Source organism: Streptomyces muensis (assembly GCF_021474425.1).
Taxonomy (GTDB): domain Bacteria; phylum Actinomycetota; class Actinomycetes; order Streptomycetales; family Streptomycetaceae; genus Streptomyces; species Streptomyces muensis.
The window spans coordinates 47,797-61,448 of the sequence record NZ_JAKEIP010000002.1 but is presented as its reverse complement, the minus strand read 5'-3'; the positions used below and the strand labels follow the sequence as shown (position 1 = coordinate 61,448).

Genomic DNA, 13,652 nt, shown 5'->3' with positions numbered 1-13,652 from the left:
GACTCCGACCCCCGACACCGACCCCCCGGGGACGTACCGCCTGCTTTGTCACGTACGTATCTAGACCTGTGCGGTTCGCCGGTTCACGGTGGTCCCTCCTATCCGCCCGATCCGCCTGGAGGGGATCCAGCAGTGAGACGTAGGCGATTTGTGGCAGGGGCGATCGGTACGTTCTCGGGGCTCGCGCTCGGCCCGGCCACCGCGCGGGCCGATGTGCCGACGCCCCGTGCGCAGGGCTGGCAGGCCGTGCCGGCACCCGGCAGCACTCCGGCCGCGCAGCTGCGCCGTGTCGACGCGGCCGGGCCCCGGCTGGCGTGGGCGGTCGGTGAGGAGGGCCGGGCCGGGCCGTCGCAGGGGCGTGCGCTGGCCATGCTGTGGAACGGCAGCGCCTGGACGAAGACCGATCTGGCGCACCTGGGCCACACGCGGTTGCTCGATGTCGCCGGTACCTGCTCGGCCGCCGCGTGGAGTGTGGGCCAGCCCGTCGGGACCGGCAGCGCTCTGTTGCGCTGGGACGGAACCACTTGGCGTGAGGCGACGTTCCCGGGCGCGGGCGAGACCAACACTCGGCTGAACTCGGTGGCGGTGGACTCCGAGCGGCGGGTCTGGATGTGCGGGAGCCGAGGCGGCGCCGCCGGTCTGCTGTACGGCGACGGGGGCGGGGAGGTCTGGCGGTGGCTGGAACCGCTGCCCGTCGCGAGCGCGAACCTGTACCGGGTCGTGGTGCGCTCCCCGGACGAGGTCTGGGTCGGCGGCGACCAGTCGAACGGCGGCGGCTGGTCCGGGCTGGTGGCCCGCTGGGACGGTGCGTGGACGGTGCTGCCGCCGGTCGCGGGCCTGCGTCTGAGCATCGCCGATCTCCACGCGGCCGGGCCGGACGACGTCTGGGCGGTGGGCACCGAGGCCGGCATCGGCGGCCCGCCCGGCCGCCCCGGCAACCCCGCCCTGTGCCACTGGGACGGCACGGCCTGGACGCGGGTGGAAGCGGGCTTCACCGTCGGGTCGTTGGGCGGCATCGCGGGTGACGCGCAGGGTCGTCTGGCATGGGTTTCGGGCTGGAACTACCAGGATCAGAGCCGTAGTACGTATCTGCGCCGCGACGGCGACGCCTGGACCGTCGTTCGAGGCCCGGCAGGTGCGGCGCCGGCGCCGTACCTCAACGACGTGACCTCCGTTCCCGGCACCGGGGGGTTCTGGTCGGTGGGCATGACGAGTCCGACCCCGGCTCCGCCGACCGAGGCCTACACGGAACGGCTGGACGCCTGACGCGATCGGTGCGCGTGGGCCGGATCGGCGACGACTGGCCGGGGCGGTGTCGGTGCCTTCAGTTCCGTCAGCTCTGTCAGTACCGTCAGTACCGGCCTTGGAGGAACGCGATGAGGGCGGCTGTGAGTTCCGCGGCGGCGTCCTCCTGGACGAGGTGGCCCGCGTGGGCGATCGGCTCCAGCCGCGCGCCCGGGATCAGGGCGGCGAGCTCCCGTCCCTTCTCCGGGGGGATCCAGGTGTCGTTCTGGCCCCAGCAGATCAGCGTCGGCACGGCGATCTCGGCGTACCGGTGCTGGACCTCGTCGGTGTAACGCTGGTCGGCCTGGGCGATCTGCCGGTAGAAGGCAGCTTGGCCCGGGTCGCCGAGCCAGGGCTGGACGAGCCGGTCGAGGACCGCGGGGTGCAGTCCCGGGCCGCTGGCGGAACCGACGTACTCACGGACGAGGGCCTGGTGCAGTGGCGGCGGCAACTGCTCGAAGACCTCGGCGTGCTCGCGGACCAGCCGGAAGAACGGGGACCCCCACGGTGCCAGCGCCACCGGGTCGACCAGGGCGAGGGCCCGGTAGCGGGCACCGTGCAGCAGATGCGCGCGCAGGGCGACGGCGCCGCCGAAGTCATGGGCGACGACGAGGGGTTCCTGCAGCCCCCAGTGGCGCAGCAGTTCGGTGAAGACGCGGCCCTGGGCGGCCAGGGACACGTCCTGGTCCGAGTGCTTCTCCGACAGGCCGTAGCCGGGCATGTCCCAGACGTACACCTGGTGGTCACGGGCGAGGGAACGGGCGACGGCACGCCAGACGTAGGAGGAGAACGGCGTGCCGTGCAGCAGGACGACCGGCGGTCGGTCGGAGTGCCCCAGCCGGTCCCAGCGAACCTCACCGGAGGTGCTGGAGAAGGTCCTGGTCAGCTGCCATTCGCTCATGCCTGCCCCTGCGCTTTCTGTCCGGAGGCGCCTGGTCGACATCTGATCACGTTCGGCGAGGTCGCGGGCGGCCTTGGCCATGAAGCGGTGCGGGGAGGGCGCGTCCGGGCCTCGTCCCTCTCCCGTCAGCCGGTGTGCTCCGCCGGCACCTCGGCGCACAGGTACGGACGCGCGAGCAGCAGGCCGGTGCCGGTCAGGGCGATGCCGAAGTAGACCGGCGCGAGGTGGAGGAAGTCGGTGTAGTGGATCGCGCCGTGCACCACGACGGCCGGGAGGAAGCCGGCGGCGGCCGCCGCGGTCAGGGTCCAGAACACCCAGCTCTCACCCCGTCGCCAGCCCCACGCGCTGAGCAGAGTGATCGCGACCGCGGCGGACATCAGGGCGCCGCCGAAGCCCGCGCGGTCGTGGGCGACGAAGGGCACCAGCCTGGGGTTCACGGCTTCCAGCACGGGCGTACTGGTGCCCAGGAAGGTCAGGTCGCTCGGTACGAAGACCCCGGTCAGGCCGACCACCGAGATCACCGCACCGCCGGCGAACAGCCCCGCGCCGGTGACGATCAGCAGCAGCTGGCCGACCAGTGCCCGGCGCCGCTCCGGCTCCGGTCCTTCGGGCGCGAGGCGCCATCGCGGCGCGTGCGGGGTCCGGCGTACGGCGGCCAGGTACATCGGGAACAGCACGACGGCGGTGGCCGTGTGCAGGGGTTCCAGGAAGCCGGTGGCCAGGAAGTAGAACAAGGTGGGGAAGCCGATCGCCCCCGAGATCAGGTACACCTCGCGGGCCCAGGGCCAGCCGCGTCTGATGCCGCCCACGGCGAGGCCGGTGTAGAGGGCGCCGATCGCGACCATCGTGCCGGCCATGGTGATCCGGTCGTGCTGGAGGAAGTGCACGAGGTGGTGGTTGGCGGCATGGAGTTCGTGCAGGGTCATGCCGAGGTAGTCGCGGTCGTACCAGAGCAGTACCGGTCCGAGTGTGATCACCGCGGCGCCGAGTCCGGCGACCGTCATACCTAGCCCGACGAGCAGCGCCCAGCACCAGGCGGGCCAGCGGCGGGGATCGCGGCCGAGGTCTCGGAGCCGTGGCGCGGGCGCCGTGGGTGTGGCGGCCTCGGTGACCCGTGCGAACCAGCCGGGTCCGGCCGCGACGAGCACCTCGGGACGGGCGAGTACGACGGTGTCCGGATCGGCGAGCACGGCCGCCGCCGCGGTGACCGACGGGTCCGACACGCGGACCACGTGCGGGTCGTCGTCGCCGGTGAACCCGTCGACGTGCGCTTTGAGCGCGGCCTCGGTCTCCGCGTCGCGGGCACGGACGACCACCGGGATCGAACGCCCGGCGGCGGCCTCCCGTACGGTCTCCACGTCGGCGGCCGACACGGGCGACACCTCGACGACTCCGGCCCCGAGCGGGGGCATGGCGCGGATCGTTTCGCGGGCGAGTGAGGGCGGCACCGATATGCCCAGGCGGACGGTCAGGGGCACGCCGGCCGTCTCGCCGACGAGTCGCTTCGGCGGATGGCGGTGGCCGAAGCCCCTGGCGATCAGTCGTGCGCCTGCGGGGCGGGAGCCGATGGAGGCCAGCAGTCGCAGTGCGGTGCGCTGCGAGCGGCGCTCGCCGAGGACGGCGGCGGCCCCGCCGCGCAGCGGGTGATAGGTCCAGTCCGGCATCAGTCGCTCTCGCTCTGTGTCGTGGTCACCAGTGCGCCGGGGCATCGGGCGGGGTCCAGCCGAGGACCGGTGTCATGGAACGCAGCGTCGTCCGCGTCGGCGTCAGCCGGGCCGCCGTGTCGCGCAGCAGTACGGCGGGCGGCCACGCCAGCTGGCCGATCGTGCCGAGGCGGGCGGAGCGGCGGGCGATGGCCTGGGTGCGAGGGCGGCGCATGAGGTCGTACGAGGTGAGCGCGGCGGTGATGTCCGGGGTGCCGTCGAGGCAGTGGGCGAGGGTGACCGCGTCCTCCAGCGCCTGGCAGGCGCCCTGGCCCAGATTGGGCGTCATGGCGTGGGCCGCGTCGCCCAGCAGCGCGATCCGGCCGTGCACGAAGGAGGGCAGCGGCGGCAGGTCGTACAGGTCGTGCCGGAGCACCGTGTCCGCGGGGACGGCCGCCAGCAGGGCGGGGACGGGATCCGGCCAGGAGCCGAACCGGCGCAGCAGTTCGGCGTGCTCGGACGTCCCGGAGGCCGCTCCCGGCGGCAGTGACGCGGTCGCGAAGCAGTACATGCGCCCGCCCGGCAGCGCCGTGTACCCGAACCGCTCGCCGCGGCCCCAGGTCGCGGCGCCTTCGGCGGGCGGGTCGGCGAGGGGCTCGGTGACCATGCGCCAGGCGGTGTAACCGGCGTATCGCGGGCCGGCCGCGGCCGGCCACAAGGCGCCGCGGACCGCGCTGCGCAGTCCGTCGGCGCCGATCACGAGGTCGGCGCGGGACTCGCCGCCCTGGTGTTCGACGACGACCGAGCGGCCGTCGTCGCGGACCGCGGACACCTCGCTGCCCGGCCGCAGGCTGTCGGCCGGCAGTGCGTCGGTGAGCGCCCGCAGCAGGTCGCCGCGGTGCAGGACGACCAGGGGATGGCCGAAGCGGCGGGTCAGTTCCGTGTTGTCCGTGCGGGACAGCCAGCGGCCGTGCCGGTCGCGTACCCCGCCGCCGGTCTCGACGGCGCCGAGTGCTTGGACGGTGCCGGCCAGGCCGAGTGCTTCCAGGGCGTGCAGGGCGTTCGGCCACAGGGAGATGCCGGCGCCGATCTCGGTGAACGCCGGGGCTCGTTCCAGCACTTCGACCCGCCAGCCTCGCCGGTGCAAGGCGATGGCCGCCGCGAGGCCGCCGATCCCGCCGCCGACGATGGTGGCGGCACGCTGCGGCATGGGTCCTCGCTCCGGGCTCTGGCCGCCGCCCTCGGTCGGGCGGCCGTCGATTCGCTGCCCGAGCGGCATGCGATCCGACGCAGGGCTGCTGAGCAGCGCTTATAGCAGCATGCCGGCAGATGCCTGTCAACGTGCGGCAGAGCACGCGAGCGCGTTCCGCGGACAGCCACCCGGACTCCCCTCCCCCGCCTGCGCCCCGCCGTGTGTCAGTCCTAAGGGACTGTTAGGACTTCGTTCGCCCTGTTGAACGGCCCTGTCGTGCCGTCGACTCTGTGTGCTCCCGGGCCGCAGACAAGGGAGTTCTCGATGGCCACACAGACCACGCCCGCGAGCGCGCAGCAGTCGCGCCGCGGTGAGCGCAGGGTCGTCAGCAATATCGTGCGCGGATCGATCGGCAACTTGATCGAGTGGTACGACTGGTACGCGTACACCGCGTTCAGCGTGTACTTCGCCGCCGCGTTCTTTCCGTCCGGCGACCAGACCGCCCAGCTGCTGAACACCGCCGCGGTGTTCGCCGTCGGCTTCCTGATGCGGCCGATCGGCGGCTGGGTGCTCGGCCGCTACGCCGACCGCCGAGGGCGGCGTGCGGCGCTGACGCTGTCGGTGACGCTCATGGCGGCGGGTTCGCTGATCGTGGCGCTGACCCCGTCGTACGGGGCGATCGGGGTGGCGGCGCCGGTCCTGCTGGTGACGGCGCGGCTGTTGCAGGGCCTGTCGGTCGGCGGTGAGTACTCGACGTCGGCCACCTATATGTCGGAGGTGGCCTCGCCCGGCCGGCGCGGTTACTACTCCAGTTTCCAGTACGTCACGCTCATCGCCGGCCAGCTGACCGCGCTCGGTCTGCAGATCGTGCTCCAGCAGGTGCTCAGCGCGGCGCAGATGGAGGCGTGGGGCTGGCGGGTCGCGTTCGTCGTGGGGGCGGCGGGTGCGATCGTCGTGCTGTGGCTGCGGCGCGGCATGGACGAGTCGGAGAGCTTCGAGCGCGCGGCGGCCGAGGGGGGCGACGGCAAGGACGGCGGGCCCGCGCGCGGCAGCCTGCGGATGCTGCTGTCGTATCCGCGGCAGTGCCTGGTCGTGGTCGGGCTGACCATGGGCGGCACGCTGTTCTTCTACACGTACACCACGTATCTGCAGAAGTTCATGGTCAACACCAGCGGCATCGCCAAGCCGACGGCGGCCTGGATCAACTTCTTCGCGCTGCTGGTGTTCGTGGTGCTCCAGCCGGTGATGGGGCTGCTGTCCGATCGGGTGGGCCGGCGTCCGATGCTGATCGCGTTCGGCGTGCTGGGCGCCGTGGTCGTGGTGCCGTCGCTGACGCTGCTGTCGCACACCAGCGATCCCGTGTACGCCTTCCTCCTCATGGTCGGGCCGCTGGCGGTCAGCTCCCTGTACACCTCGATCAGCGCGGTGGTGAAGGCGGAGCTGTTCCCGACGTCGATCCGGGCGCTGGGTGTCGGTCTGCCGTACGCGCTGACGGTGGCCGTGTTCGGCGGGACGGCCGAGTACGTGGCCCTGTGGTTCAAGAACGCCGGGCACGAGAGCTGGTACTTCTACTACGTCACCGCCTGTGTCCTGATTTCGCTGCTCGTCTACATTCGGATGCGCGAGACGTCCGACGGATCGCCGCTGGAGACCGAGTCCCGCGATCACTGACGGAAGGGAGGCGACCGTGCGTGTGCTGCTGGCCGAGGACGACGACGGGGTGGCCGACGCCCTCACCGAGGCCCTGTACGAGCACGGTCATCTGCCCGCCCGGGTGCGGCGTGGCGAGGAGGTCCTCGTCCGCCACCGGCAGGCCGATCTGCTGCTGCTCGACCTGGGCCTGCCCGATCTCGACGGCCTGGAGGTGCTGCGCAAGCTGCGTGCCGTGAGCGGTCTTCCGGTGGTGGTGCTCACGGCGCGGGGCGACGAGCGGTCGGTGGTGCGCGGCCTGCGGCTGGGCGCCGACGACTACCTGGTCAAGCCGGTACGGCTGGCCGAGTTGCTGGCCCGGATCGAGGCCGTCACCCGCCGCGCCAAGTCGGCCGCCACGACCGCCGCCGCGGCAGCCGGCGCCCCGGCGCCGCGTACGGTCCGGGCGGAGGACGTCGAGGTCGACCTCGACGCGCGCCGGGTGACGGTCGGCGGGGCCGAGGTGCGGCTGACGACCAAGGAGTTCGCGGTGCTCGCCGCGCTGGCGGCCAGGGCCGGTACGGCGGTCAGCCGCCAGCAGCTGATGGACGAGGTGTGGGGCGACGCCTACCTGGCGGTGTCCCGTTCGCTCGACGTCCATCTCACCCAGCTGCGGGCCAAGATCGGCCGCCCCGAGGTGCTGACCACGATCCGCGGCTTCGGCTACCGGTTCGGCGGCTGAGCAGGCCGGGGCCCTCGCATGCGTACCCGGGTACTGACCGTCGTCCTGGCCTTCGCCGTGCTCGCGGTGGCCGGCTTCGCCGTCCCGCTGCTCGGCGTCACCGCCACCCAGCGCACCGAGCAGCTCGTCGCGGCCCGCACCGCCGACCTCGACCGCTTCGCGGGGCTGGCCGAGCAGGCCGCCGTCAGCGGCGACACCGGCGCGCTGACCGCCGAGGTCACCCGGTACACCGAGCTGTACGGCGAGGCGGTCGTGGTCGTCGACGCCCGCCGTGCCCCGGTGGCGCAGACCGGCGGCATGCGCGCCGCCGACCCGGCCGTCGCGCGCCTGCTGGACGCGGCGCTGCGCAACCAGCGCGTCTCGCCCGGCGGCACGCTGCGCCCCTGGTCGCGCGACGCCAAGCTGCTCGCCCGCCCGGTGGGTACCGGCACACGGGTGTCCGGTGCCGTGGTGCTGCGGGCGTCGGTGCGGGCCGCGGCCGACGACATCACCCTGCGCTGGGCGCTGGTCCTGGCCGGCGCGAGTCTGTTCGCCGTGGCCTGTCTGCTGCTGGCCCGCGCCGCCACACGGTGGGTCGTACGGCCCTTGCACCGCCTGGACCACGCCGTCGGGGCGCTCGCGGCCGGGCTGCCGGCCGAGCACGCCCGGGAGGGCGGTCCGCCCGAGCTGCGCAAGCTCGCCACCGGCTTCAACCGCATGGCCGACGCCGTGTCCACCGCGCTGGAGCAGCAGCGCCGCCTGGTCGCCGACACCTCGCACCAGCTGCGCAACCCGCTCGCCGCCCTGCGCCTGCGCATCGACTCGCTCCAGCCCCGCCTGCCCGAGGCCGCCACCCGCACCTACACCGGAGTGACCGCCGAACTCGAACGCATGGAGCACCTCCTGGACGACCTGCTCGCCCTCGCCCACGCCGAACACCGCGCCGGCGAACTCGCCGTGACGGACGAGCGGGAGCCGTGGTGCGACGCGACGGCGGTCGCCGAGACCCAGACCCGGCTGTGGCACCCCGTGGCCGAACAGGCCGGAATCCACCTGGAGTTCTCCCCCGGCCCCGCCGTCCGCACGATCTGCACGGAGGGCGAGCTGGCCCAGCTGGCCGACATCCTGCTCGACAACGCGATCAAGTACGCCGGGAGCGGCGCCCACGTCCGCACGCGCTGTTTCGCCGAGGGTACGGAGGCGGTGTTCGAGGTGCGGGACGACGGGCCGGGCCTCGCCGAGGGGGAACTTCCGCAGGCGGGTGTCCGTTTCTGGCGTTCGGAGCGCCACCGCGAGGTGCGGGGCAGCGGGCTCGGTCTGGCCATCGCCGAGCAGCTGGTGGCCGGCCGGGGCGGCCGTGTCGAGTTCGCGGCGGCCGAGCCGCACGGGCTGCGGGTCCGGGTCCTGCTTCCGCGTGCCGAGCACGGGGCGCCCGCGTCCAAGGGGCGTACGACGTGACCGGCCCCGCCCGCCGCACCGCGCTGCGCGCCGCCCTCGGCACGGCGTGCGCCACCCTGCTCGCCGGAGCCGGGACGGCCGACGCCCGGCACACGGACCGTGGCCCCGAGGGGACGCTGCGGATCGCGACCGGCGAGTCCGACGGCTTCTACGCGGCCTTCGGTCAACTCCTCGCCGACCAGGTGACGCAGGTCTACCCCCGGCTGTCCTGCGAGGTGCTGCGCAGCGAGGGCAGCGTGGCCAACGTACGGCTGGTCGAGGAGCGTCGGGCCGACGTGGCGCTGGCCCTGGCCGACATCGCGTGGGCGGCGTACGCCGGTTCCGCGCCGTTCGGCCGACGGGTCCCGTTGCGTGCGATCGGCCGGGTCTACGAGAACTACGTCCAGCTGGCCGTCCGCGCCGACGCGCCGATCCGTGCCGTCTCCGACCTGGCGGGGCGCACCGTGTCGCTGGGGGCGCCCGCGTCCGGCGGTGCCGTGCTCGGCGACCGTCTGCTGCGGGCGGCAGGTCTGACGCCGGGCACCGATGTCCGCGTCCGGCATCTGCTGATGCCCCAGGCAGCGCGGGCGGTGGCGGACGGCTCCGTCGACGCCCTGCTGGTCGCGGGCGGCGTACCGCTGCCGGTGCTGTCCGGCCTCGACGTCCGGCCCGGCATCCGGCTGCTGCCGCTGGCCGGCCTGCTGCCCCGGCTGCGTGCCGGTACGGAACGCTCGGGATCGGGGCTGGAGGCGGTGACGGTGCCGGCCGCGGCGTACCGGGGCACGCCCGAGGTGGCCACCATCGGTGTCGCCAATCTGCTCCTGTGCCGCCCCGACCTGCCCGCACCGGTCGCCGCCGCGCTCACCCACGTGCTGGTACGCCGGGCCGGCCGCCTCGTCCCCACCACGGCTCTCGGCACACAGTTCCTCGACGCCCGCAGCCTGATCTCCACGGGGGTGGTGCCTCTGCACTCCGGGGCGGTCGCCGCCTACCGCGAGCTGCACGGTTAGTGTCAGCGCCGCGACGCCTCGGGCGCCGGAACGCTGTCGATGATCCAGACCTCGCGGCCTCGATCGGCCAGGGCGGCCGCGACCGCCAGGAGCAGCGCACCGGCCGCGCCGGCGAGCGCGACCAGCAGGGCGCCGTACGTCCCATGGGCATCCGCCAGAGCTCCGGACACGCCCTGCCCGGCCGCCACCCCTAGAGGGCCGCCGCCGCACAGGACGGTCATGGCGACCGCGGCGCGCTCGGGTGGCGCGAGGCGTTCGGTCAGGGCGTAGAGGTTGATCATGTACGGCGCGACGGTGCAGCCGGCCACCCCGACGGCGGCGGGCAGGGAGACCAGCTGTGCGCCGGCGAACAGCACCAGCGTGCCGACGAAGAGCAGCGCGGCGAACGTGACGTAGCGGGCGCGCAGCGAGAACCGCGTCGGCAGCCAGACGCAGGCGGCTCCGGCCAGGGCGCTGCCGATCCCGAACTCGGCGTACACGAGCCCGGACGCGCCGGGCTGCCCGATGCGGTCGGCGTACACGGTGACGGCCGTCTGGACCGCGCCGAAGACCACGCCCATCGCCGTCATGGCCAGGAACATGACGGCCAGGGGGCGCCGGGGCAGATGCGGCCCGCGGTGGTCCGGCGTGGGCTGTCGGGGAAGGTCGTGGTCGCCGCAGAGCAGGGCGAAGGGCAGGGTGGCAGCCGCGATCACGACCATCGTCAGCAGGGCGGGTGCGACGGGGTCGGCCGCGGCCAACAGCCCGACGACGGCCGGTCCGGCGACGAAGCTCACCTCGTCGGCGGACGACTCGTAGGACAGGGCGGCGGACAGCAGATGCCGTTCGTCGCGCGCGCGGACGAGGCGTGACCAGTGCACGCGCACGAGCGGGCCGACCTGCGGCTGGGTGAGTCCCACCGCGGTGGCCGCGAGCAGCATGCCCGGCCGGGGACCGTGGCTCGCCGCCAGCAGTGCCGCCCAGGCGGTGAAGTTGGCGACGGCGGCGAGGACGCCGACGGTCCGGTGGCCGTGGCGGTCGGCCAGGGCTCCGACCACGGGGCCGCCCACGGCGATGGCGATGCTCTGCGCGGCACTGGCGAGGCCGGCGAAGGCGTAGCTGTGGGTCGCCGCCTGAAGCAGGATCAGTGTGGAGAGGGCGGAGGACGCGTAGGGCAGGCGGGCCAGGAATCCCAGCGGGAAGAAGCCGGCGCCTGCGACGCGCAGCAGGGAGCGGTAGGACACTCGGTCTCCATCGGGCATGTCGAGGAGACGCGCTACCCAGCCACCAGCGCGCTGACGGACCCGATTCTGGCCGCAAGGTTATGCACGCGGCGGAACGCTGTACAGAGGCTGTCGCCCCAACGCCCGGTCGCCGGGCGGCGGCCACTCAGGTCCCGCGGAGCGTCCTACTCCCGGTATCCGCCGCCGTCGACGACGTCCCGGGCGAAGATCTGGGACTTGGCCAGCGCGTCGTCGACGGACTGGCGGCCGGCGATGGCCGCGGAGATCTCGGCGGACACGCGGTTTCCGAGGCCCGCGTACTCCGGGATGCCGACGTAGGACATGCCGACCCAGGGCTGTTCGTGCAGGCCGGGGTGGATCAGGTCCACGGCGTCGAGCGCGTCGAGTACCGGTCGGACGAACGCCTTGGTGGCCTTCTGGTACTGGGGCAGTTCGTACGTGGACAGCCGGCCGCCGGGTGGCACTCGGACCCAGCCGAGTCTCTGTCCGTACAGCTTCGGATAGCTCTTGGACGTCGCCCAGGAGACGAACTCCCAGGCCGCCCGGGGGTTCTTCGCGGTGACCGGGATCGCCAGGGACCAGGCCCACAGCCACCCCGAGCTGGCGGTGTTGACCACCGGGGCGGGTGCGTAGCCGAGTTCGCCGGCGACCTCGCTGCTGTGGGGGTCCTCCAGGCTGCCGGCGAGGGCTGTGCTGTCGTACCACATCGCCGCCTCGCCCCGCCGCATCGTCGTCAGGCACTCGGCGGGCCCGGACTCGGCGGCCCGGGGCTGGCCGTACCTGCGGACCAGGTCGACGTAGAAACGCACCGCCGCCTTGGTCTCGGGGGAGGTGAGCCGAGGGTTCCAGTGCTCGTCGTACCAGCGGCCTCCGAAGGTCAGGATCACCGTGTTCAGCGGCATCAGGAGGTTGCCCCAGCCGGGGCCGCCGCGCAGGCAGATTCCGACGACGCCGTGCTCGGGGTCGTGCAGCCGCGCCGCCAGTTCGGCGACCTCCGGCCAGGTCGGTCGCTTCGGCATGGTGAGGCCGGCCTTCGTGAAGAGGTCCTTGCGGTACATCAGGAAGGACGACTCGCCGTAGTAGGGCACCGCGTACTGGCCGCCGTTGTACGACAGCGACTCGCGTACGGTGGGGATGAAGTCCCGCATGTCGTAGTCGCCCTGGCGGGCGTAGCCGTCGAGGCGGGTCAGCCATCCCCGCGACGCCCAGATCGGTGCCTCGTAGGGGCCGATGGCGACGACGTCGTAGTGGCCGGCCTCGGAGGCGATGTCCTTCGGCACCCTGTCCCGCAGTGTGTTCTCGGGCAGGAACACGAAGTTGACGTGGGTGTCGGGGTGTTCCCGCTCGAAGTCGTCGACGAGTTCGTCGACGTCGCGCATGAAGTCGACCGCCGCCACCGTGACCGTCGTGCGTTCCTGGTCCGTGGACCTGTCCGCGCAGCCGGCCGGACCGAGGGCGAGGAGAGCGAGCAGGGACGCCGACACGGCGGTACGGGTCGGTCGTGCACGGCGTTCGCCCGGCATCGGGGGTTCCGGATTCCTCACTCGGGGAGTTGCTCGGAGCTCGCGAACGAGACGTAGTCGGAGACGTTCAGCAGGCAGCCCGGGACGCGGTCGGCCGTCGACGCGCCGAAGTAGGTGCCGACCTGCTTCTCGCCGTCGGCGGGGACGCCCATTCCCTTGGTGAGGGCGACCGTCCAGGGTTTGGGCGGGATCGAGTTGCTGTCCTGGAGGGGGAAGTCCAGCGCGACGATCAGGGACAGGAAGACGCCGATGAAGAGGGACAGCAGGCCGGTGATGGCCAAGTGGTCGACCAGTCTGACGCCGACGAGCGCCCAGGTCGCCGCGATGGTCACGGTCGCGCCGAGGAACAGCACCACGTACAGCACGGGGAGCAGCCCGATCTCCACTTCTCCCTGCCGTTCACGGCGGAGGTTGTTGTAGTCGTTGAAGGCTTCGAGGGTGACCGACTGGGCATTGGACTCCTGGGCATTGCGCGGCTCGTAGAACATGAGCGACTCGAACACGGCGTCCAGCCTTCCCTGGTCCTCCTCGATCTCGCCCTGCTTCTGCTTCGGCCAGACGTCGTCGATGACGTTCTCGGCGTAATTGCGCATCTGCGACTGGAGCCTGCATCGGCGGCTGTTGGGAAAGGACTGCGCGGCGCGATAGACGGTGGTGAGCTGTGACGCCTCCTGGTTCACCAGCCGTTTCACCTCGACGTAGTGGTCGTAGGCACCGACCGCGACCAGTCCCACCAGCAACGCGTAGAAGACCCCCACGACCTCCACCAGAAAGGTGACACGGTCGTTGTGTTCGGGATCGTCCTCGAATCTCCGGCGAATCCAGGGCCGTGCGAGCAGACCGCTCACCCCGAATGCGAGAAATCCTCCGGCCAATGCCACGGCCTGGGCCCAGGTCGGTACATGCAAGAATCCCGATGCCACGACACAGAGATGCCCTGGCTCCGCTGCGGCTACGCCGGAACGCCCCATGTCGACGGGTACGGCGGCGGCCGGCCCCGGCCCGGACGCCGAATTCCACGAACGGATTCACGAGACCCGAACGGCGACGCTGACGGATCAGCGGCGCGCACGAGCGCGGCTCGTCATC

General features: G+C 72.8%; 11 protein-coding genes. 5 read left to right on the top strand and 6 right to left on the bottom strand.

The window, feature by feature from the left end; all coding sequences use genetic code 11:
* Positions 1-150: 150 nt before the first annotated feature.
* A complete protein-coding gene (locus tag L0P92_RS00895) occupies positions 151-1,266 on the top strand; it encodes a ligand-binding sensor domain-containing protein (protein WP_234760419.1) in 1,116 nt (371 codons plus the stop codon).
* 85 nt (positions 1,267-1,351) lie between these two features.
* On the opposite strand, the gene L0P92_RS00890 is transcribed toward L0P92_RS00895, so the two are convergent.
* From L0P92_RS00890 to L0P92_RS00880, 3 genes are all read right to left on the bottom strand, one after another.
* On the bottom strand, positions 1,352-2,185 hold the full coding sequence (locus L0P92_RS00890) for an alpha/beta fold hydrolase (RefSeq protein ID WP_234760418.1): 834 nt from the start codon (positions 2,183-2,185) through the stop codon (positions 1,352-1,354).
* Between the two features lie 125 nt (positions 2,186-2,310).
* A complete protein-coding gene (locus L0P92_RS00885) occupies positions 2,311-3,849 on the bottom strand; it encodes a hypothetical protein (RefSeq protein ID WP_234760417.1) in 1,539 nt (512 codons plus the stop codon).
* 25 nt (positions 3,850-3,874) lie between these two features.
* On the bottom strand, positions 3,875-5,038 hold the full coding sequence (locus L0P92_RS00880) for an FAD-dependent monooxygenase (protein ID WP_234760416.1): 1,164 nt from the start codon (positions 5,036-5,038) through the stop codon (positions 3,875-3,877).
* A gap of 306 nt (positions 5,039-5,344) precedes the next feature.
* Here L0P92_RS00880 and L0P92_RS00875 point away from each other — a divergent pair, with 306 nt between their 5' ends.
* From L0P92_RS00875 to L0P92_RS00860, 4 genes are read left to right on the top strand one after another with little or no spacing between them, the layout of a single operon-like run.
* Positions 5,345-6,691, top strand: a complete 1,347-nt coding sequence (locus L0P92_RS00875) for an MFS transporter (protein ID WP_234760415.1) — start codon at positions 5,345-5,347, stop codon at positions 6,689-6,691.
* A 16-nt stretch (positions 6,692-6,707) separates the two neighbouring features.
* Positions 6,708-7,391 (top strand): response regulator transcription factor, encoded by a 684-nt coding sequence (locus tag L0P92_RS00870; RefSeq protein WP_234760414.1) that lies wholly within the window; start codon positions 6,708-6,710, stop codon positions 7,389-7,391.
* 18 nt (positions 7,392-7,409) lie between these two features.
* Positions 7,410-8,828: a sensor histidine kinase gene (locus tag L0P92_RS00865; protein WP_234760413.1), complete on the top strand. Its 1,419-nt coding sequence runs from the start codon at positions 7,410-7,412 to the stop codon at positions 8,826-8,828.
* Complete coding sequence (locus L0P92_RS00860) at positions 8,825-9,817, top strand: TAXI family TRAP transporter solute-binding subunit (protein WP_234760412.1); 993 nt, start codon at positions 8,825-8,827, stop codon at positions 9,815-9,817. Before L0P92_RS00865 ends, L0P92_RS00860 begins: the two co-directional genes overlap by 4 nt.
* A gap of 2 nt (positions 9,818-9,819) precedes the next feature.
* On the opposite strand, the gene L0P92_RS00855 is transcribed toward L0P92_RS00860, so the two are convergent.
* From L0P92_RS00855 to L0P92_RS00845, 3 genes are all read right to left on the bottom strand, one after another.
* Entirely contained in the window at positions 9,820-11,040 is a 1,221-nt protein-coding gene (locus tag L0P92_RS00855) for an MFS transporter (RefSeq protein WP_234760411.1), read from the bottom strand.
* Positions 11,041-11,204: 164 nt separating this feature from the next.
* A complete protein-coding gene (locus L0P92_RS00850) occupies positions 11,205-12,563 on the bottom strand; it encodes an ABC transporter substrate-binding protein (RefSeq protein WP_234760410.1) in 1,359 nt (452 codons plus the stop codon).
* 17 nt (positions 12,564-12,580) lie between these two features.
* The gene (locus tag L0P92_RS00845; RefSeq protein WP_443732570.1) at positions 12,581-13,534 is read right to left on the bottom strand and encodes a bestrophin-like domain; all 954 of its coding nucleotides are present in this window, start codon (positions 13,532-13,534) and stop codon (positions 12,581-12,583) included.
* Positions 13,535-13,652: the final 118 nt, after the last annotated feature.